The sequence below is a fragment of the Nitrobacter vulgaris genome, from assembly GCF_031453995.1.
Taxonomy (GTDB): Bacteria; Pseudomonadota; Alphaproteobacteria; order Rhizobiales; family Xanthobacteraceae; genus Nitrobacter; species Nitrobacter vulgaris.
Genome location: NZ_JAVDPZ010000015.1, coordinates 73,709 through 94,998, shown reverse-complemented (window position 1 = coordinate 94,998; position 21,290 = coordinate 73,709). Strand labels below are relative to the sequence as shown.

Annotated in this window: 17 protein-coding genes and 2 pseudogenes; 4 read left to right on the top strand and 15 right to left on the bottom strand. The window is 57.1% G+C overall.

Features of this window, described 5'->3' with window-relative positions; translation table 11 throughout:
• Positions 1-655: 655 nt before the first annotated feature.
• From GGQ85_RS11310 to GGQ85_RS11290, 4 genes and pseudogenes are all read right to left on the bottom strand, one after another.
• Positions 656-1,273 (bottom strand): hypothetical protein, encoded by a 618-nt coding sequence (locus GGQ85_RS11310; RefSeq protein WP_309774596.1) that lies wholly within the window; start codon positions 1,271-1,273, stop codon positions 656-658.
• Positions 1,274-1,557: 284 nt separating this feature from the next.
• Positions 1,558-2,814, bottom strand: a complete 1,257-nt coding sequence (locus tag GGQ85_RS11305; protein ID WP_309774595.1) for a tyrosine-type recombinase/integrase — start codon at positions 2,812-2,814, stop codon at positions 1,558-1,560.
• 1,468 nt (positions 2,815-4,282) lie between these two features.
• Positions 4,283-4,782, bottom strand: a pseudogene (locus GGQ85_RS11295) (thermonuclease family protein).
• Positions 4,783-4,798: 16 nt separating this feature from the next.
• A complete protein-coding gene (locus tag GGQ85_RS11290) occupies positions 4,799-5,137 on the bottom strand; it encodes a hypothetical protein (RefSeq protein WP_309774594.1) in 339 nt (112 codons plus the stop codon).
• A 606-nt stretch (positions 5,138-5,743) separates the two neighbouring features.
• On the opposite strand from GGQ85_RS11290, the gene GGQ85_RS11285 reads away from it, so the two are divergent.
• The 3 genes from GGQ85_RS11285 to GGQ85_RS11275 all read left to right on the top strand — a co-directional run bounded on the left by GGQ85_RS11285 (position 5,744) and on the right by GGQ85_RS11275 (position 7,156).
• Complete coding sequence (locus tag GGQ85_RS11285; protein WP_309774593.1) at positions 5,744-5,932, top strand: hypothetical protein; 189 nt, start codon at positions 5,744-5,746, stop codon at positions 5,930-5,932.
• 191 nt (positions 5,933-6,123) lie between these two features.
• The gene (locus tag GGQ85_RS11280) at positions 6,124-6,372 is read left to right on the top strand and encodes a hypothetical protein (RefSeq protein ID WP_309774592.1); all 249 of its coding nucleotides are present in this window, start codon (positions 6,124-6,126) and stop codon (positions 6,370-6,372) included.
• Positions 6,373-6,523: 151 nt separating this feature from the next.
• Entirely contained in the window at positions 6,524-7,156 is a 633-nt protein-coding gene (locus GGQ85_RS11275; RefSeq protein WP_309774591.1) for a hypothetical protein, read from the top strand.
• Positions 7,157-7,212: 56 nt separating this feature from the next.
• On the opposite strand, the gene GGQ85_RS11270 is transcribed toward GGQ85_RS11275, so the two are convergent.
• From GGQ85_RS11270 to GGQ85_RS20845, 8 genes and pseudogenes are all read right to left on the bottom strand, one after another.
• Positions 7,213-7,443, bottom strand: coding sequence for a hypothetical protein (locus GGQ85_RS11270; protein WP_309774590.1), 231 nt, complete (start codon positions 7,441-7,443; stop codon positions 7,213-7,215).
• 72 nt (positions 7,444-7,515) lie between these two features.
• Positions 7,516-7,800, bottom strand: coding sequence for a hypothetical protein (locus GGQ85_RS11265; RefSeq protein WP_309774589.1), 285 nt, complete (start codon positions 7,798-7,800; stop codon positions 7,516-7,518).
• Between the two features lie 220 nt (positions 7,801-8,020).
• Complete coding sequence (locus GGQ85_RS11260) at positions 8,021-8,338, bottom strand: hypothetical protein (RefSeq protein ID WP_309774588.1); 318 nt, start codon at positions 8,336-8,338, stop codon at positions 8,021-8,023.
• 23 nt (positions 8,339-8,361) lie between these two features.
• Entirely contained in the window at positions 8,362-8,757 is a 396-nt protein-coding gene (locus GGQ85_RS11255) for a hypothetical protein (protein ID WP_309774587.1), read from the bottom strand.
• A gap of 9 nt (positions 8,758-8,766) precedes the next feature.
• Positions 8,767-11,016: a phage tail tape measure protein gene (locus GGQ85_RS11250; RefSeq protein ID WP_309774586.1), complete on the bottom strand. Its 2,250-nt coding sequence runs from the start codon at positions 11,014-11,016 to the stop codon at positions 8,767-8,769.
• 148 nt (positions 11,017-11,164) lie between these two features.
• Positions 11,165-11,503, bottom strand: coding sequence for a hypothetical protein (locus tag GGQ85_RS11245; RefSeq protein ID WP_309774585.1), 339 nt, complete (start codon positions 11,501-11,503; stop codon positions 11,165-11,167).
• Positions 11,500-12,426 (bottom strand): S49 family peptidase, encoded by a 927-nt coding sequence (locus GGQ85_RS11240; protein ID WP_309774584.1) that lies wholly within the window; start codon positions 12,424-12,426, stop codon positions 11,500-11,502. Before GGQ85_RS11240 ends, GGQ85_RS11245 begins: the two co-directional genes overlap by 4 nt.
• Before the next feature lie 122 nt (positions 12,427-12,548).
• Positions 12,549-12,806: pseudogene (locus GGQ85_RS20845) on the bottom strand (Arm DNA-binding domain-containing protein); the annotation flags it as partial.
• Positions 12,807-13,203: 397 nt separating this feature from the next.
• Between GGQ85_RS20845 and GGQ85_RS11235 the strand changes: the two are divergent.
• A complete protein-coding gene (locus tag GGQ85_RS11235; RefSeq protein ID WP_079446868.1) occupies positions 13,204-13,554 on the top strand; it encodes a GrlR family regulatory protein in 351 nt (116 codons plus the stop codon).
• A 73-nt stretch (positions 13,555-13,627) separates the two neighbouring features.
• Here the strand turns inward: GGQ85_RS11235 and GGQ85_RS11230 are convergent, their stop codons facing one another.
• The 3 genes from GGQ85_RS11230 to GGQ85_RS11220 form a co-directional block, all read right to left on the bottom strand.
• Complete coding sequence (locus GGQ85_RS11230) at positions 13,628-16,309, bottom strand: PAS domain S-box protein (RefSeq protein WP_079446869.1); 2,682 nt, start codon at positions 16,307-16,309, stop codon at positions 13,628-13,630.
• Between the two features lie 132 nt (positions 16,310-16,441).
• Positions 16,442-19,936, bottom strand: a complete 3,495-nt coding sequence (locus GGQ85_RS11225; protein WP_309774583.1) for an indolepyruvate ferredoxin oxidoreductase family protein — start codon at positions 19,934-19,936, stop codon at positions 16,442-16,444.
• 321 nt (positions 19,937-20,257) lie between these two features.
• Positions 20,258-21,073 carry an isocitrate lyase/PEP mutase family protein gene (locus GGQ85_RS11220; RefSeq protein ID WP_374708878.1) on the bottom strand — a complete coding sequence of 272 codons (816 nt, stop codon included), beginning with the start codon at positions 21,071-21,073 and terminating at the stop codon, positions 20,258-20,260.
• Positions 21,074-21,290 lie beyond the last annotated feature (217 nt).

Sequence of the window (21,290 nt, the reverse complement as noted above, 5' to 3'; positions counted from 1 at the left end):
TAGGGAAAAGCGCGCTTCGCGAGCGGCCTCTGCCGCGCCCAGACTGGCCTGCTTTTACTCCGCCTCCGTGGCTTGGTTTTGCTCCGCCGTTGACAAATCTATCTTGTTGAGCGGATACAAGGGCGGTCGGCGGCCGAAAAATCCAGAATCGACCCATTGCGCGGTATGGCCCAAGGATTTGCTGCCTTATCAGAGCAATTGGAAAATTATAACTGAGATCCTAGGCCCACCAGATTGACCAGCGAAAAGGCCCCAGCAGCGCGTCTACGGCGGCATCGTTGCTCGTATCATCACTCGATGGAAAAAGACGCGAATAGACATCCAACGTGATCGCAATCGTGGAGTGCCCTCGTCAAGCCTGAACGATTGCCCCATTGAGACCGGCGTTTGCCCGCTTTACCGGGCCTGTGATGCTTTTTCTGCCCGTCTCCCACCTTTGGCAGGCCAACCTTTCGAAACTCAATCCTGGGGCCTCCTGGGGCAGAAAGGCCATATTGCACGTATCACGCGAGATAGCTGCCATTATGCCTATCGTGACGCGAGCAACTGTCGCGGAGTGTGCCTTTTATGGTGGACCGGGCAGCTTTTTTGGCACCTTGGCGGCGACGCAGGTTCATCCTCGAGACGGGCCGGGTTCCGCGAACGCGTCTCGAAACTACATCCCCGCCGCCCTCAGTCCCTCGAGCGCTCGTTCGGCCGTAAGACCGGGATAGTCTTTCATCAGCCTCTGCACGAGTTCCCTCTCTTCGGCTGTAAGTCCGGGATTCTCCTTCATCGGACTCTCGACGGGCTCCCGCTCGTCCGGCGGGAGACTTTCCAGGATCTTCTGATCTTCCACCGGATGTGGCTTTTCCTGGAAGGCTTCAGGAGGCAGCGGTGGCGTGTTGGGGAAGCATTCGTCGAACGCTTCCTTGGTTATGGGATATGAATTCGCTCCGTGTGAGGTTGAGTTGATCTCATACCAACCAGCACTCTCGGTGTATGCCCAAGCCTCGCCTTTAACGAAGCGCGATGGAAGTCCGCCGAAGTCCGCGTAATAGGGTTTCTTCTGATCTTCGGCCTGATGCGGTTTCTCCGTGAAAGCTTCCGGTGGAAGTTCAGGCGTACCAGGAAACATCTTGTCGAATTCCGCTTTGGTAACTGGCCACGAGTTCATGCCATGTGATGCGGCATTGATCTCGTACCAACCACGGCCTTCCGCATACACCCAAGCCTCACGCCCGTTCGATATCGAGGGCAATCCATCAAAATCTGCGTAATAAGGTTTGACCATATGAGTTACTCCAATGCTCATCAGCCGAGAAAATCACCTTTCAGCGATGGGGCCTCGAGACGCAGTAATTTCCGGATCGCGTCATTCCGGACGGACAATTTTCCATGTGATCGATATGCACGGCTGTTCCTGCGTTAGCACTCGGTATGCAGAACTTTGCCGATGATGAATAGCCGCTGGGGCACGGACCATCTTTTCGAACAGGCAATGCAGCCGCTAAAGCGATCAAAAGGATTGGTATTAACATTTGCCTCTCCTTTTATTTAAGCTTAAGGCGCAAAGCATTAGGATGCTCCGAACAACGATTGGGCTGCTGCTTCTAATTCTGCCCTATCGTCGTTGCGCGGAAACAGATGACCGTAAACGTCCATTGTCATCGCGATTGTTGAATGCCCCAGCAGCTCCTGAACCACCTTCGGCGGCAATTCACATCCGTCGTCTTTTATTCGGTTAATGCACCACGACGCAAAAAAGTGCCTCAATGCGTGCATGCCGGTGTATTTCGCTTTGACAATTGGCTTCCCGGCTTTGTCGCGCCTCTGTCGCTTATGCTCATTGAGCAGCGGAACGGTTAACCCCGCCGCAATCATCGTCGGAATCAAGCCCCGCTTGATAATGTTGCCCAACAATTCGACGTTACCGGCACCGTTTGGAAACACCAGCCACAGCTTGCCGACATCCTTGCTATGCTCGCGCTTCCTTGGGCAAATCAGCTTCCACTCAGCAAGCGCTTTCGCCGCATTCTTTGCCAGCGGAATTGTGCGGTAGCTGGACGCTGACTTCGGTGAACCGATACGGCGGAACTTATCGGCGCGCTGATTGACATGAATTTCCGATTCCCCTTCGAGATCGAGGTGAACGTCCTCCCATCGTAATCCTCGCAATTCGGAAGCACGCAATCCTGTGACGACGGCTGTCATCAGGAGTGGCTTCCATCGGCCTTTGGCTTTGGCCACGAGCGCTCGCATCTCCTCCGGCAAGGGAATATCGACGCCCACTCGTAGCTTCGGCTTATGACGCTTCTCGACAGCTTTGCCGTGTTTGCCTCGCCGGGTCCGCCTTAATTCACGAACAGGATTGTGCGCGGCCTGCCCCCGTTCCTGCGCGGCGGAGATCAAAGAACCAAGCGATCCGAGCACGCCTTTGACCATTGCCGCAGATCGGCCTTGCTCTCGCAATGTTGTTCGGAACGCACTGACTCTCGGGACACCGATCTGCGATAGCTTTGTCGCTCCCATGAAAGGTTCAATGTGCAGACGAAGATGTTGGCTGTACTGCTCAACCGTCGTCGGTTCGAGGTTTTCGGCCCTGCATTCGGCCAACCACAGATCCCCCGCCTGTTTGATCGTGATCGATTCCCGCTCGGCGATATGAATGCCCTTGCCGATCTCAACGCGGGTATTCGCCTGAAACCTCTCCGCATCCTGCTTGCGATCAAACGTTCGCAGTCGCCGCTTTCGATGTTGGTCGAAGTAATCGAGGACCCACGCCGTGCGAACGGTTCCGTCCGAGGTTTTCCAAGCACGCTTGCGAATCGACATTGAAACCCTCGAACAGCGATGTTTGGTTCAAGGTTAGTTTACGGCACTAGCCAAAAATGTGCAACAGATCTGCGACATAAATCAATTTTATCTAATTAAATCAAAGAAGATAGTCGGATTTCAATTCCGAGGGTCGGGAGTTCGAATCTCTCCGAGCGCGCCAATTAAATCAGATACTTAGCGGCGTTCGCCATTTGAGCTTTTTGCCCTCGGGAAACTGTGGGGAGACCCGTTCGGACGAACCGTGTGAGGACGGCTGCGGGGCTTCCCCTCGAAATTTCCCCAATTTCGTTGTGACGACCTTCCCGCGCGAGCGGCGCACGGCTGATGTCTCGGACCGAGCGAGCGATTTAACCATCTGCCGCTATGGTTCGAAGTTCTGTTAGATTAATCTCAAAACTATGCGAAAATCGCACTTTCAGTAATTGGAGTGCGCGGTCATATCGCCTTGCTGCCCAGCATATTGAAGGGCTCAATTTATGAATCCCGCCCGCACTTCCGCTCCTGAAGGAGTGGCTTTTCATGGACCTATTAACGCGCCGACCCCGCATCAAGAAGACCTGCGACTTCTGCAATACATCCGCGTTCGGCCTCATGCGTCGGCACTATAAAGGCAAGACATTTTGCTCTGCCTTCTGCGAGGCATCATTCACGAACTGCCGGATATTCGAGCGGCCCAAGTCCGTTCCCACCCCGCGGCATCTTCACTTCTCTTCGCCTAAGCGTCACGGCCGCCGAAGAAACGACATTGGCGGTGCACGCTCATCCTGACGCTTCGCCTCTTCGGTCCCGTCAGGTAAACTTAGGCCCTCATTGATTTGGGGGCTTCTTCTTTTCAGTGGTCTGCGAGCAAGCACTGGCGCACGTCGTGTCAGACGAAACGGAAGCGGCTTACCGGCGTTCGGACGCGTTAGCGAAGCGGCGGCGGTTGATGGAGGAATGGGCTGTTTATTGTGCAGGCGGCGCGGCTGCCGATTGATTTCGTTAAAGCGCTATTGAACCATAACGTTAAAGGCGTGACGGGGGTCTATGCTCGTTGGCATATGTTCGAAGAAAAGCGCGAGGCGGTGAACGCGATTAACTCAAAAATACAGATCGGAGTGTTGTGCACGACAGACGCCTGAAGAGTTTAAGGCGTTTCGCGCTTTGGGGCTGACGCCACGCCGCTATATATCGTTTTATAAACCGCCTCGTCTTTTGCGGCTCTGATTTCACGTGCGGCTTTGAGCGCCCGTCGTAGAAACGTGTCTTCCGTCTCTTTGGTCAGAATAATCAGCTTATTGCAGTTGAGGCAATTAACCTCCGCTCCATCGCGGACGCGACTGGCGCTCGCTCTGAAAATACGAGTGCAGCCAGGGCAGCGTATTTTTACCTTGTCATCCATAGCAATATTCTCTGTGAGACGGGGTAGTGTCTCGCAACGGAATTACAGAACTCTGAAAGAGATCGATAGCAATGCGCTTACTTCTTATTGAGCGTTAGCATCATCCGAACACCCGCTAGGCCGCCCGCCGCTATTAACGCACGCCCGATAGGCCCAGGGCACAACGAAGCTACCGGCCCATATACCGCGCCCTACCCGCTCCGCTTCTTTCTGTGCGGCCGTATACCGGCCCTTTGAGTATCGCGGCCAATCGAACGCGAAGCCATTGCGTACAAGCCACATCGCAACGTCTTCGCCATCAATCGAACAAATGGCCACAACCCGCCCGTACTGATCCCGGCCAACGCCTTCGCAGCTTACCGGCCTGCCCGCGATATGGTCGTCAGTTCGTTGGCTGATTTGGCCCCACATCGATATTGCAAGCTGTCGTCACCGCGACAAAGCTGGTCGGACTCGGGTGCGTCTATGCCAGATAGGCGAATACGCTGACCGTGGATTTCGAGTGTGTCTCCGTCGATGACACTGGCCTGTCCGGTGATTGTTTCTGCGAGTGCGGGCGAAGCAAGACAGAAGGCGAGCGTCATAGCGCAAAGGCCCTGCTTACTTTGCACGATTCATAGCTTTCCACTTGCCGTCGCGAATTGCCAGCATGACTTGCGCTTGGGGCAATAGCAGGGGGTTCTGCTTGCTGGCTGCAAGCGCTTCGACTTCAGCCCAATCGATCAGCACTGTACCGTCGTCCTTCACTTCGTAGAGCGCGGTGTCGTCGAGCGATTGTGTGACTTTAACAGTCTTAATGGCTTTTGGCTCTTGGGCGGAGGCGACAGCGGTTGAAAAAGCTAACACGGTTACGAGCACTACATGGCGCAACGATTTACCCCCTAGGTTATTTGAAACGCCGACTAAGAACGACCAGCGCAACAATGAGAATGGCGGCAACTATAGCCGTCGTACCTTGCGCGTGGAGCGTAACCCCCAAAGCGTTGAGTTCGAGTTTGTCCATCACATAGCTCTCCATTCAGACAAAAAATCATCTGAAGAGCCGACTCGGCCTGGAGGGGATTTCTTGAGAATGCACGGCCGCCAAATCGCTGCAAGCGTGACAGCGCTTGGCTCACTGCAAATTCGTTGCTCGGTTTTTGGAATTACAAAACAGATTCAAGGATTTGAACTGAGGGAAAGCTATTCAAGATTTTTAAGCAAGAATAAGCCCTCGGAACCAATTTTACGTGAGACAGTCACGCTATGGGATTACATAGATTGATTCCGCTGGCTTTTCTCTGCTCGTTTTTTCACAGCCTCCCGGTAACTGCATCTATTAGCCCGGTCGCTCTAAACCGACCCATATCAACTGGCTCGCGAAGTTGCGGCAAGTCTTCGGCCGATCCGGATACGATCCGACGCGCTTCGTCTGACGTGAGATGATTGTCAGCGGAAACCGAGGTGCTGAACGCCAAGGCGGTGGAAAACGACGTGGGGGATGGCTTGACTTCATGAGAACAAAATGAGAACGTTATCCTAGACAGTCAAGCTGGAAAATTGCCAATGCTCGCTCAGCCTGAAGAGTATCCGCAGTCTGAAAGCGACAGACTGGAAGCGGCGGCGGACGAAGCGATTGCGGCCTGCGGTGGCGACATGAAAAGCGCGGTTCGCGCGCTGATCCTGGCAAACGAGTTTTTGGAATGGGAATTGGCGACGAAAGTATCCGCTGGATACTTGCGCGGCGTGAAGTAAGGACGGTTTAATTGCTACTTGGGTGAAAGTGATGGGCTGGCGCTCGCAAGAGAATTACGAACTGACAAACGAACGGGACCTCAATCGTCTGCCGTGGCGTGATCGGAAGATCATTCAGCGGGCCGGATGGGTTGCGGCGCTAATGATCGTATTTGCCTGCATGGCGGCCGGTCATTTTAGGTGACACGATCATGGCCGATGTGACCTACTACGTGGCATTGCCGTTCGGCATTGGCGACGATGGCCCCGAGCCTCGTGAGGCTGTCGAATGCACAAGTGCGAATGCTGCGATACGAAGCGCTGAGCGAATGGCGCGAACTGAGGGGCATATCGGCGCTGTGGCTTTCAGCCGAAGTGGTGATCCGGGCTGCGGTGAATTTTCGGATGCAGTTTTGTTGAAAGCGTTCGGCGACGTGCCGAGCGATCTATCGGCGCTCTGAGGGGCGCGGCACACTGCACGGATACTTTTTTAAGCGCTATTTCAGGGTGGCGGGGATCATGTCGGAACGAAGAGACGGCCGTCTCTCTAGCAGAGCATTCGTCGCGGAAATTCAGAAACTACGATCTCGTGTTATTCCGCTAGAGCGATTTGTGCACGAGTTTGCAAGCGACCTGGGAGAACCTGAATTCTTTCGGACGGAAACGGCCGCCGGTTTTCGCTTTTTGAATCCCGACCATCGGCACTTTTGCTTGGTTAGAGCGGCTCGCATTGTTAGTGCGCTGAACGCCGCTATATGCCTAGCTGAATCCGGGTTTGCACAAGAGATATGCGTCATCCTCCGCACGATGTTGGAATATTGCACGCAAATCGACATCGTGCTTCTAAGCCGCGTTGAATCTTCCGAGCCTATCGCAAAAATCGAAAAGTATCTTGATGTATTCTTTGCCGACGACAGGCGAATAGAAGGGCATCGAGCAATCGCTCTTGAGCAGGCATTCGTACATGATGCGCTAGGAGCACGCCTTGATGAATTTGCGGAAGATCGTCTGCCTAAGCCAAGTTCTAAGATCATGTCCCAATCTTATCTAAGTCTGTCGTACTACGTGCACGGTCGGTATCCAGAATCGATGGACCTTTATGGCGGGCGGCCTGGGCGCTTTCACCTTAACGGGATGAGAAATACCCCCAAAGATAAGGAACCTATCGAGTTGATTGAAACATACTTAGATAGCCAGCGTTGCACTACAATTGCGGCTAAGGCGCGTTTTGAATTCGGACCCTAAAATCACCGCTTGGTATCGATCTCATGTATCAGGTGGGTAACCAGCCCGCCCCGTTCTCAAAGAGTCGTTCCGTTGACGATTACCGCCCGCTCAATCTCTTCTGGCATCAAGCGCAGCCATTCGAAAACCTCCCGACGCTTGTAACGTATTTCGCGCGCCGCTTCGCCTGGGCGTGCTGGCTCTTCGATCAAATAGAAGCGGCGGCCACGTCGCACCATGCGGTCAACAAGCGTCGTATTCAGGTCAAGGTCGTCAGTGAAGCGGCGTGTTGCAATCGTGATACCCATCATGTGCCCCCTTGAGAGTGACGCCGGTGCAAGGTCGACGCCACTTTTCTCGCCAACCATTGAATGCCGAACTTACGCCCTGCCCGTCGTTTCGACCGTCGCCGTTTTGCCTGCACAATCGGGGCAAACAACCGGTTCGCAGTCAATCGCGTACATCAGGTGATGGAGTAGCGCCGGGGATTGAGGCCCCACCGCCCAAAAGAACTCTTCGGGAAAATCTCGGGCGAAGGAATTCAATGTATCTGATAGCGCTTTCCGCTTTTCCTGGGATGCTGAGTCGAGTGCATCTTCTAAAGCGTCGAGCACTTCGTACATGCCGACGATTTCACGCTGCTTATTTGCCTGTCGCTTAGCCATGGTAGTTTCTCCAATACCGTCTCGCATCTATACACACGACCGCGAGGCGCGGGACGTGATCCCTCGCTGGTCGACTCGCTAACGGGTATTGGCGTTTTGTCCTTTCGAGGGTGAAACGTTCTCACAGCCTCGAACATTCGTCAAGCACTAAAATTCAAGAAGCGACTGCGGCACAGCCACTTCTTGTAATGTCTATCGCATTACATCGCATTACATCGCATTACAAACCGGACAAAGTTTGCTTGTCGTCCTGATAGCGCGCGATCAACTCGCGAGCGCGTCGCCGCCCAAGGCAACGCTCTAAGAAAAGCGGCCCGCAATATTTTACGAGCACCCGCACTGACTCGCGCGGGATGTACGCCTTCCGGGACGCGACCCACGCCAGCGCTGGCAAGATCAACTCCGGCAGTTCGTCTGCCAGCACGAAAACGTCGAGCGTGTCGACGCGACACAGTCGAAGCCGAGCCAAAGCCACGGCAAGCACGTCCGGCATATCGACTTCAAGCGCGCCCGTGCGCGCACTATGAAAGCCCGTCATTACACGGCCCTCTCGCGGCCGATCTAGTTGACGTTGACATCAATGCGAGAGACTCCATCCGGTTTGATGTCGGTGACCTCATATAGATCGCCGTTGCAGCGCTTGATTTGATAGCCCTGCATCAATGGCCAGGGCAGCACGCCATAGCCAAACGAAAAGATCGGCTCGCTTGTGCTGATAAGAGGGCTAACCTGTATGTTCCCCCTGCTTCCGCCGTGACTACCGCCCCCGATGGTGGTTTTCGGGCGTTGGGTGAAAACGGCGGTGACCGTCACCGCGCGGGAGTGATCCGCGATGGCCTGGAAATTTACCGCTGGCGGCTTAGCGGGAATCACAGTGACGCGTTCCCCAAATACATCGTCGATGGCCGCAGAAACTTCGCTCTGCATGACCTCTCGATAACTCTGTTCAAAAAGCATTCTTCAATCCTATGGTGCGACGGCCGTGAGCGCGCCCGGAGCGGGCTTAACGCCGTTACCGCCAAGACCTTGCATACTTGTGCCGAGATGCCCGCTAAGCGACATGCTCGCGACATTCTCGGCCCGGCGAACGATGCCTTCAAAATAGGGCGTCGGCCGCACGTCGACGGTCAAGCTCTGGTGCAACTCTGCGCTGCCCGTGACCGTGCCGTTCACCGAAACGTCTTTGAAACCTGACGACGCCCCGATTGAACGCGTTGAGTCCTGCCAGCCTGAACGGCTGCCAGTCCCGTCGTCCGATACGCCTAGCTGGCGTAGATACTCGCTGGTCGCACCGCGCCGTGCGTTCCATGTGCTCGGCTGGTAGCGGTCGAAAGGTCCGCTGTCGTTTATCAGGTCTTCGAACTCGGTAGACCGCAAGCGGGCAAGTCGGCGGCGGTAATTCGCGGCCCCGCCCCCTCCCGTGCTGTCGGTGCCTGCCGCCTCCTGGCCGGTTAGGTCCCAAAGCGTAGGACCTACGAGGGTGGCGACCGCCGCCCATCCCAACACCTTCGAGGCCACACCAAGACCCGTCGCAGCCCGCGCGCCAGCAACGCCGCCCGCCGCGCTTGCGGCTGTCCCCACGGCGCTGCCGCCTGCCATACGCGTCAAAGCGGCCGACGCAACGTTCGCGCTAGCAGCCAAGCCGGTGAAGCTGGATATGACCGAGACGACGGTAGCGCCTGCGGCTGAGAGACCGGCCAACGAACCGAGACCGGCCGCGATGCTAACAGTCTGTTTCTGTGCGTCGGACAGCCCGGCCGCAAAACCCGCCAGCTTCGCGCCTGCATCCGCAAGCGGGGTTAGCCAGCCCTGGTTAGCCGCGACCATTTGCTTGCTGGCGATATCGAGCGAACTACTGAGCCGGTCGACTGCCGCCGCAAGGCCCTGCATGCGCTCTTCGGCGATCTTCTGCGCGTAGCCCTCGCCATGGCTCAGCTTGTCCAGGTACTCGTGGTACTGATCGAGCGATTGGAGCAACATCACGGCCCGGCCGCCTTGCTTGTCGCCGATGATGGCTTGCAAGTCTCGCGCGCTGGCCTTCGACAAGATTGCGTCAAAAAGCGCGCTGCCGTTCAGGCCGCCCTTCGCGAGGTCATACTGGCGAAGCGACGTATCTATCAGGTGCTTTTGATCGGTGCGGGACAGCTTTTCCCCGCCCGCTTCGACGGCTTCACGCACGGCGGCGGTGAAGGCTTCGCGGCTGGCCAGCACGTTGCGCGAGTCGTCGCCGAACGCGGCAGTCAAGCTTGCCTTGCCAGCGTCGGATAGACCCTTGCCATAGCGGCGTCGAAGCGATGCGTCGATAGCGTCTGGACTGACGTTGCCTTGCGCGGCGTATTGGGAATAATCGATTCCCATATGCGCGAACGCTTCGAACGCCTGCTTAGTCGGCGCAAGGAGTCTCGCGGCCATCTGGCGCATAAAGACGCCTGACTCGTCGCCGGATACGTTCGCACGTCGCAATGTCATGGCAGCCGCGAATGCCTGATCGGGCTTGATCCCCGCTGCGGTCGACATACCGATACCGAATTTCGCGAACTGCGAAATATCCTCTGGCGTCATGCTGCCGCTCTTCGCAGCTATCGCGGCGGTATCAGTTGATCGCGCAATCTCCCGCGCGGCGTCCGCCCGGTTGTGCAGGTGGATGCCCTGCCCGAACGTCATGCCCTCAACGATCTTGGCCGCCTGCTCAGCCGGAACGTTCAACGCCTTGCTAAGAATGATGGCTTGCTTCGTCCCAGCCTCGGTGATCGCGGCGCTAAAATTCCGGGTTACAAATGCTTGTTGGGCGTGCAGAGTGTCCTCAGGCTTGAGTCCGTAGACTGTGGCCGCATAAAGCCTCTGCTTTTCGAGCAATGCCATTTCGGAATTGCTATAGCCTTGGATCGCCTTCTGATATCGAACGTCCCGCTCGTAGGGGATGTAATCCAGAACAGCATGCTTCGCGATCTGAGCGGCCTTGAAGCCAGCGACGCCCGCCACGCTTGCGGCTATCGCGGTTTGCACCTTATGGATTTTTTCCACTGTCGTAAGGTGCTGAAGGGCAGCCGCGTTCGCGTGCCGAAAGCTATCAGCATATTTTTGGCCGCCAAGGCTTTCGTTGAACGCTGCACGAGCCGCTTTATCAAGCCGCTGAGTCAGTTCAACAAGCTGGCGCAACGCTGGCGAAGCGCGGTCATCGGCGGTAATGGTTGCCGTTACTGAAGGATTAGACATTATGTCATGCCTTGCGTCTTCTTGCGAGCCCTATAGAGGTCCGCCTGCATTTTGATATGAGTAACGAGCCGCCCAACGCGCATAGAGTGCAGCTCCGATGGCTGCACTCCGAAATCGCTGATCATGATCGCGATCATACGTTGAACGGTCACGTAGGGTTTTTGTCTTGCACCCCGATCATTATAATATTCGTTGCCGCCATACGTAGTTGCTGGAAGTCTTTTGCGCTCAAACCCTTCAGGATAAGGTCGTCAACGCCTTTCTCTACGATCATGTCCAAGAGAAAGCGCATGAACACTTTATTATTGTCATATACGAAGGTGACCCCATCTGGCTCACCGTTCTCCCCCTTGCGCGGCTTCAACGTGAACGGTTCGCCGTAATCGATGAATGCCCCGGCTGTCGGCTCTTGCAGAGTAAGAGTTAGTAGTTCTCCGCTATGAGTCTTGAGCGGGCGAGACAGCGTGAAGGTTTCAGTCGTGGTCACGATACAATGTCTCCCTGATAGCCCACGAAGGGGCGGTTGAGGTGTTCGGAGAAAGCGGTGAGCACAGCGCCCAAACCGCCAACCCCATCTACAAGCCCGAGTTCGTAAGCATCTTCCGGCCCGTAGACCCTGGCTTGCGTTCCTCGAACAATTTTCTCGTCAAGTTTTCGGTTGGTCGCCACGGCGCTGACGAACTCGCCGTAGAGCCGGTCGACCCCGGTTTGTATTGAAGCGCGCACGTCATCCGGCAAAGGCCCGAAAGGATTGCCGTCGAGCTTACGCTCACCCGCGTAGATGAACGACACGACCAAGCCGCGCTTCTCTACGGCCTTCGACATGTCTACGTGTTGGACGTAGACGCCAATGGAGCCGACGCGGGAATTCGGCGCGGCGTAGACACGATCCGCAGCGGACGCGAGCCAGTAAGCTGCGCTCCCCGTCACCGTGTTCGCGACCCACCACACCGGCTTTCCCGCTTGCGCGGATGCCTTCGGTAGCCATGTCGCTAGCTCTTCAAGCCCTGCCGCCTCGCCCCCGCCTGTGTCCCCGTCGATCAGAATCCCGCGCGTAACGTCGTCAGCGAACACTTCCTGCAATTTGTTGTGTAGCGACGTATAGCTTTGCAGGCCCGATAGCGCTTCAGGGCCATCGCCACGATGGACAAGGCCGCCGACAACGGGCATCGTAAGGATGCCAGAACGCTTATCGAACGTGTTGCGGTTGTTTGGACGGACGTAACTCTTGACGATGTCATCCGCCACCAATGGCTGAACGCCAAGGCGATCCGCGAGCACGCCTGGGTTTTGTTGCAGTTGCGAACCGAAGTCGCCGCGAGCCTCCGCAGGAAGATCACAAATTCTTTGCGGCTGATGGTCGAAATGATCCTGGGGCCGAACTCGGCGCGCGCCCGCTTCAAGACCCATTCGTCGTCCTTCCACGATTTCTTTCGTGGCTTGGCGTATTCGTCCAAATAGCGATCCGCGAGCCGGTTAAAGGTCAGTTCGTCTCCCCCCAACACGGCCGCTTGGACTTCCCGCTGTGACTCCGCGATGGGGTTGCGGCCGTCGTGCAGATCGGCTGCACGTCGGTTTGCCGCAACCACGGCCTGCCCTAGCTTCATGATGGGATATTCACCGAGCTTGATCCGCTGCATCCGGCCATTTCGCTTAAAGCGAAAGCACCACGTCTTGGTGCGGGCCGTGACTCTGATAGCCAGCCCCTTGCATCGGTCGTCCTTGATTTCGAGGCGTTGGGTCCCTTCAGCCTTCAGCGAGTCTATGAAACGGTCGGTGAAGCGGGGCATTGGATTCGGACTCCAAGGCTCGGGGATACCCGGCTCCCCGGGGAAACTTTTGCGCCAAGATTGGCGTTGACGCGCCCTTTCTCTTTAAGACAAGATTTCGCGGCACGTCAATTAAAGCGACGTGATTTCAATGCGTTGATTGAACAACGTTGGATGGCTCTGAACAGTCTTGGAAGTTACGTTTTGAGGATTTCGATTCCGAGGGCCGGGAGTTCGAATCTCTCCGAGCGCGCCAAGTCTCGCGGAAACCGGCGGGCACCAGTTCTCGGATTTTGCTCTGGAAGGTTCCCTTTAAAAGGCGCGCGCCTTGGCTTGGGGTGTCGCATTGACGCGCTTGCGCCCTTTTTGACATAATGAGATCGGGACAAGACAAAATTGCGGCTGCGAGCGGATCACCATGAAAAATGGGCTGTATTCGATTCACATCGCCTTGCTTGATGGGCGTGTGGGCAAGGGCAGCGGCGTGTTGATGTTTCGCGATGGAAAAATTCTGGGCGGTGATGCTTATCTGTTCTATACGGGCAGCTATTTCACAAAAGAGGATGGCACTTTCAGGGGCGAAGTTCTGATTCAACGCCATACGCCAAGTCGCGACGCGAACCTGCTGTTCGGCAATTCGGAATCGGTTGGAATCGGCGTTACCGGAACATTCACTGATACGACCGGCACGATGAACGGCACAGCGCTGGTCGGAAAGGCGAGTCAGATTTTCGAGGCCACGCTGCGAAAGTTGGCGGAAGCAGATTGACCGATAGAGTCTTTCACCGTTTCACGGAAACCCCGGGGAACTCCTGATTATAGCCATTTGCTGTGCAGTCGAGTTATTCCGCGGCGAGTTCCATCGGCGCGACCTGCGGTAAAACGATGTGGATGCGCGTGCCTTGTCCGGAACCGGAATCAAGTTCGAGACGCCCTCCCAAACGGCTCGTTACGATATTGTAGACAATGTGCAGACCCAGACCCGTTCCTCCTTGATCGCGCCGCGTCGTGAAGAACGGATCGAATGCCTTGCGCTGCACATCGGGGCTCATGCCGCAACCATTGTCGGAAAATAGGATCTGGACATTGTCCCCGCCTACTCGCCGCACGACAATATCGACCGCGCCGCCCTTACCGTCCGGAAAAGCGTGTGCCACCGAATTAAGGAAAAGGTTCGTCAGCACCTGGCCGTAAGGCCCAGGGTAACTGTTCATGGTGAGGTTGGGCTCGCAATCGACCGTCAGCGTCACATTGTGCTTGCGCAGGCCGGGACGCAGACTCATCACAACCTGCTCGGTGAGTTCGCCGAGATCGAAAGCTCGCTTGTCTGAATAATTGCGGTCGGCGGCAACCTGCTTGAATGACTGCACCAGTTCGGCAGCGCGATTGAGATTTGCGACAAGCTGAGACGCGGCATCGCGATTCGCCGCGATGAAATCGTTGAGGCTTGAGCGCCGCAACTGCCCACGCTCCACCTCCTCGGTGAACAAGGTAATTTTCCGTTCCAGCGAAGAGGCCACCGTCAAGCTGATGCCGACAGGATTGTTGACCTCGTGAGCGACGCCCGCCACCAGGCGACCGAGCGCCGCGAGTTTTTCCGCCTCGATCAGCGAGTTCTGTGTTTCGCGGAGATTGCGTAGCGCCGCCTCGGCCGCGTCCTTGGCGCGCCGCATTTCCTGTTCGCTCCGCTTGCGGTCGCCGATATCGAGCGCGACCGTGACGATATTTTCGACGTGACCGTCGGCGTCGCGGATAGGCAGCTTATTGACAAGCCATTGCCGCATCTCACCCGATGCATCCTTATACTCTTCTTCGTAAAAGCCGAGCTCCTTACCGCTCTCAAGAACCCTCCTGTCAGTCTCATCCGTCTTTGCCGCATCGTAACGCGACATAACCTCGTGCGTCGTTCGTCCGATCGCATCGGCGGGTTCTATTCCGAAGATGCCTGCCATGTAGCGATTCATCAGAACGTAACGCAACTCCGCATTCTTGACGTTAATCACCGCGGGCACGGTATCGATCACCAATTGCAGCAGCCGCCGCCCTTCTGCAATCGCCTCCTCGGCTCTCCGCTGATCAGTGATGTCGCGAACCACGCCTTCATAACGGATCATGCGACCGCTTTCATCGCGTATGGCAGTCGCGCTATCGGAGAGCCAGAGGATACCGCCATCGAACTGACGCACCTGATATTCGAACCCGCGAACGGTCCCATCGCGCTCCATTCGGAGTTGGTATTTGACGGGCACCTCGGGATCGACGTGAACCGTCTGCGCGCTGTTACCAATGCCACGGATGAGATTGTCGGGGGTGTCATACCCCATCATTCGCGCCAACGCCGGGTTGGCATCAAGCAGTTGACCGGCCGGCGTCATGACATAGATTCCGTCGACCGAACCTTCGAATAGCTTACGATAGCTTTCCTCGGCGAGGCGTTGCTCGGCAAGCGCTCGAACAGCGGCTTCTCGCGCAGAGTCCGCTTCAGCGAGCGTTCGGCGAAACACCTCGGCGGCCCGTGCGATATCCCCGATCTCGTTTTCTACACCGGTTGATGGGATCGACGTTTGTTTCTGGCCGCCAGCCAGCTTCCGGATCGCCCTTGCGATCGCCTTCAGTGGACGGACCGTCCGGCGGACCACGAACGCCGCCGCAAGCAAGCCAATCACTATTCCCACGCCGCCGAGAACGATGCTCTGCCATTTGGTTTCAGCAAGCGTCCGCGCAAAATCGCGCGATAATACCCGCTCGCGCTCTGCGCTGAGTTCGCGCAGTAGTTCCGTTACTCGCCCGATCAGCCGTCCTTCCGCACCCAGCACGTCCCTATCGAGATCTGCGATCTTTTGCTCCCGCAAGGATATCGCAATCACGGCATCGGCGTAGGCCTCAACAGCGGCACGCACCTTGGGCTCCCCGACACGAATAGCGCGCATCTTTTCAGCCGCCCGTTCCGCGGTCATGGGGTCATGCCCAAGCAATGCGGCGGCGACATCGCTTTGCGCTCGAAACAGTGTTCTTGATGCAGACTGATCGGCGGATTGCTCGATTATGAGTTCGAGTTTTTCGCGAAGCGGCGACAGCGTTTCGATCAGCTTTGCGCGGTCTGCAATCAGGTTGGCCGCCCGCTCTATACCCTTGCGGTAGGTCTCCAGCCGTGGTTTGACGCCATCGATCATCTCCTGCTGCTTCGGAGCTAGCTTGATGCGTGTCTTCTTGAGCAGCTCGTTCAATGACGATGTGGCGTCCCACACCCGGCTGGACTGAGTCTTTGGATCGGTGACGTAATCACGCGCCGCCAGCCGCAATTCGTTCAGGCGGCGGTCGAGTTCCTCGGCCAGGTCGCCTACGCTGTCCAGCCGCTGCAGTTCGGCGAAGGTATTGTCGAGATGCCGCGTCGCGACGACATTGGCCACGCTGGTTGTCACTATGATCGCCAACACCAAAAAGAATCCGCCGAAGGTAATCTGGCCGATCGACAGGGACGACGATTGTATCCGCCGAAAAAGTGCTCTGAACCCAGATGGCATGGTGTTTTAGACCGGCTCCCGATGGTCCTATATAGGCCGGATCGCCGCTTCAGGGAACATGAGGATCGATCTGGCGGCAACGTCGCTCTGTGACAGGGTTACCCCATTGGCCAGGAGCGCTGTTTTAGCCGCCTATTCCGCCGCCATCTGCCGTGGCACCGGAGGAGGATTCGCGAGGTCGCGCAGCAACTTCGCATGCCGGACCTTGGTGTCGGCCACCGCCTTCTCTTTGACCGGGCCGTAACCCCGGATACGATCAGGCAGCGACAGCAGTTCGATCGCGGTTTCGACGTTGGCCGGCGAAAGTCTGTCGAGGACAGCGACCACATCGTTTTCGTATTCCGCAATCAGGTTTCGCTCCAACCTGCGCTCGGCGCTGTATCCGAAGATGTCGAGGGCGGTGCCACGCAAGCCCTTCATTTTCGCCAGCAAACGAAAAACCGGCGTCATCCGTGACCCGTTATAGGATCTCTTGGCAGGCCGCCCGAGCGCATCCTTCTTACTGTCGAACACCGGCGGCGCGAGATGGAAGCTGATCTTGTAGTCTCCTTCGAACTGATCGCTGAGCTGCTTCTCGAACCGACCATCAGTGTAGAGGCGCGCCACCTCGTACTCGTCCTTGTAGGCGAGCAATTTGGCGTAATTGATCGCAACCGTACGCGGCAAGGCATCGCCGTAACCGCCGTCTCTCGCTGCCTGCCGGACCCGGCTCACCATCGCCCGATATTTGTCCGCAAGTCTCGCATTCTGATATCCGGCAAGGTACGCCGAGCGATGTACAACGATCTCGTCCAGCGACATGTCTTCCAGCACCTTCGGCGGAACCGTCTCATCGATCCCCTTCATCATCGCGACAAGGCGCGCAGGGTCCACCACTGCAAGCCGTCCAAGCCGGAAGGCCTCCACATTCATTTTCACGGCAACACCGTTCACCTCGATCGCCTGCTCGATTGCCGTCGCGGTCAGCGGCAGCCAACCCTTCTGATAGGCGTAACCCATCATCATCATATTGGTGGCGATGGAGTCTCCAAGCAGGATTTCAGCCGGCCTGGTAAAGTCGAAGAAGGTCGAATCCTTGCGTAAGGCGGTTTCAAGGACGCGGCCAACCTTGGCGCTCTGGAAATTGAAATCGCGATCAAGAATGAAAGCGGCGGTCGGAATAAGGTGAGTGTTGATAAGACCGTAAGTGCGGCTCGATTCGCAGAGTGTGATCGTTTCCTTGGCTGCCGCGACCACTTCATCAGCGGCGATGACGAGATCTGCCGTGCCGGTGACGATGCGCGAGCAAGTCACCTCCGCGGGGTTTTGTGACAGCCGGACGTGGCTCAAAACCGCGCCGCCCTTCTGGGCGAGACCGGACATGTCGAGGATCATGCTGGCCTTGCCTTCGATATGGGCCGCCATACCAAGCAGTGCGCCGATCGTCAGCACGCCGGTGCCGCCTACCCCTCCGACCCCGATGTTGTAGGGCCGATCGAGCGAAGGGCGCGTAACCGGTTCGGGCAAGTCGCCGATCTCGCCGAGGTCCGCCGGCGCACGCTTTCGCAATCGCCCGCCGTCGATCGTGACGAACGAAGGGCAGAACCCCTTGAGGCAGGAATAGTCCTTGTTGCAGGACGACTGATTGATGGTGCGCTTGCGCCCCATCTCGGTCTCCAACGGCTCCACCGAAATGCAGTTCGATTGCACCGAACAATCGCCGCAACCTTCGCAAACTGCGGGATTGATCAGCACACGGCGTTGCGGATCTTCCATGGTGCCGCGCTTGCGACGCCGCCGCTTCTCGGCGGCGCAAGTCTGCACGAACACGATAGCCGAAGCTCCCTTGATCTCGCGACAGGTTCTCATGACCGCATCGAGGTCATCACGATGCGCGGTCCGGGTACCCGGTGCGATGTCGGCAGCCCGATAGCTGTTGGGGTTCTCCGACACCAGATAGATGTCGCGGATGCCTTCGGCGTGAAGCTGAAAGGTTATCCGCTGCGGCGACAAATCGCCGTCGATATGCTGGCCGCCGGTCATGGCTACGGCGTCATTGTAGAGGATCTTGTAGGTGATGTTCGCCCCGGAAGCGACCGCCTGCCGGATCGCCAGACTCCCGGAATGGAAATAGGTGCCGTCGCCAAGATTGGCGAAGATGTGCTTCTCGTTGGTGAAAGGCGCGGTACCGACCCAGGGCGCACCCTCGCCGCCCATATGGGTATACGTTTCAGTGTTGCGATCCATCCATATCGCCATGAAGTGACAGCCGATGCCGGCTGTGGCCCGGCTGCCTTCGGGTACCTTGGTCGAGGTGTTGTGAGGACACCCCGAGCAGAAATACGGTACGCGCGTGACCGGGGTCGCCGGCTGCATTTGCGACGCCTGACGACCGTTGAACCAGTCAGCCTTGGTTCGAAGCATCTCGGCGATTTCGGGATTAAGGTTCAAGTGCAGTAAACGCTCAGTCAGGAATGTCGCCAGGGAAGCAACACCCAATTCCTGCGCGAACGGCAGGAAACGCTTGTCGTGATCGTCCATCTTGCCGATGATGCGTGGCCGCACGTCGTCGCGCCAGTTGAACAGCTCCTGCTTGACCTGGTTCTCGACGATCTCACGGCGCTCCTCGACGATGAATATTTCCTCGAGGCCGACGGCGAATTCGCGCACGCCCTGCGGTTCCAGCGGCCATGGCATTCCGATCTTGTAAAGCCGCAGACCAATTTTCGCGGCGACCTGTTCGGTAATGCCCAGCTCGCGCAACGCCTGGCGGATATCCTCGTAGCTTTTTCCAGACGCCATGATCCCGAACCGCGCGTTCGGTGAATCCATGGTAATGCGATTGATCTTATTCGCGCGCGCAAACGCGACCGCGGCAAAACCTTTGTGATCCTGTAAACGCCGGTCCTGATCGTAACGGTCGTCGGGCCAGCGCAGGTTCAGTCCACCCGGCGGCATCTCGAAATCGGGCGGAATGACGAACGGCTTCATCTCGTCGGTCAGATCGATTTCGGCCGTCGTCTCCACCGTCTCGGTGATGACCTTCATCCCGACCCAGCAGCCCGAATAGCGCGACATCGCGATGCCGAGCAGTCCCATCTCGATCATTTCGTGGAGACTGGACGGATAGAGATACGGCATCAGCGCAGCGATGAACGCATGATCAGACTGATGCGGCAAGGTCGAGGACTTAGCACCATGATCATCGCCCGCCAGGCACAGCACGCCGCCGTGTCTCGCCGAACCCGCAGCATTGCCATGACGGAATACGTCGCCGCAGCGGTCGACGCCAGGCCCCTTGCCGTACCAAATTCCGACGACGCCGTCATAGCGCGCACCCGGGGACAGATTGACCTGTTGCGAACCCCAGATCGCTGTCGCCGCGAGGTCCTCGTTCACACCAGGCTGGAATTTGATCTCGTGGCGTTCGAGATGACTGCGAGCGGCAAGGAGTTGCTGATCGTAACCGCCGAGGGGCGAACCGCGATAACCGGAAATGAAGCCTGCGGTGTTGAGGCCAGCGGCGCGGTCGCGGCGGATTTGCGCCATCGGTAATCTGACCAGCGCCTGAAGGCCGGTCATGAAGACGTGGCCTGACTCCTGGGTGTATTTCTGATCGAGGCTGATCGAACCCTGATTGATACCCATTGCGCCCTCTTCGTCCTTGGCCGCCTTCCTAAAGCTAGTGATGCAAATCCTTTAGAACCAGTGTTGTTATCTCATGAATCAAGCACTTGAGAAAAATCAGGTCGCTGGAACGAGCATAAAAACGAGCATAAAAAGGGGTCGTAATTTCGTTACGAGAAATTCCCGGACAATTTCGGCTTGTGTCGTTGCAGAGCTGTCTGGCGCAAGGACGTTATTGTAGCCACGAGCCGACTGAAAACCGTCCCCCGATCGTCAAGCCTCTAAGTCCACGGTTTGGGATGACGAGGCACGTGCGACAAAATATGCTCCGAGCAAAAGGGACTATGCAGAGAACATCCGGTTCAGCTCGCCGGCCGGATAGCCCGAGCCGAGTCCGTCAAATGTGCCGCTGTCAGCAATATCCGTTGCCGCGCGCAGAAAACCTGCCCACGCCACACGCGCCAATGCCCCGCCGACGCTGATACGCCGCACGCCGAGATCGGCCGCTTCGGTAACGTTGAGACCCGGCCAGCCTATCAGCAGATTGAGCGGTTTGGGGTGAACGGCCTTTACCGTGGCCGCAATGTCGTCTTTAGACTTCAAACCTGGTGCATAAAGGCAATCGGCCCCCGCCTCCGCATAGGCATGCAACCGCCCGATCGTCAGCTTGAGATCGGGCATCCCCCACAGGAAAGCCTCACAGCGGCCGACCAGCAGGACGTTGCTGCGATCGGTATCGATGGCCTTGCGTGCGGCGCGGATGCGCTCGACCGCCAGATTGACGTCGTAAAGCGGTTTTGCCTTGTCGCCCGTGGCATCCTCGATCGATAAGCCGGCGATGCCCGTCTTCACCGCGCGCGACACGTGGGCTGCAACTCCTTCCGGTTCGTCGGCAAAGCCATTTTCGAAATCAGCGTTGATTGGCAGATCAACCGCCGCGCACAAGGCGCTCAGATGGCCACAAAGATTGTCCAGCGTAACCCGGTTGTCGGCTTTGCCGATCGACCATGCAAGCCCGGCGCTGGTCGACGCGAGTGCCTTGAAGCCCAATCCCTGCAACGCCTTGGCGCTGCCGATATCCCAGGGATTGGGTAACACGAAGCAGCCGCTGTCATGCAGTTTGTGGAATGCGACTCGTTTTTCTTCTGTCGACAGCATCAAACTCTCCTACCCATGTCGTTCATGACCGACCGGTGTAAGCGACTATGAACCTGTAGATACTCACTTCTTGATGCTTGGGTTGTGATTAACGTATGAGTAAATAAACTGCCCAACCGGCATACTCGGGCGAATCAGGTTTCGCCAGATTCTGGACAGAGTCATGGCCGACGTTCCCAGTGCGAGTCACTAGAGCTGCCGCGCTGTCGCGGCCGAA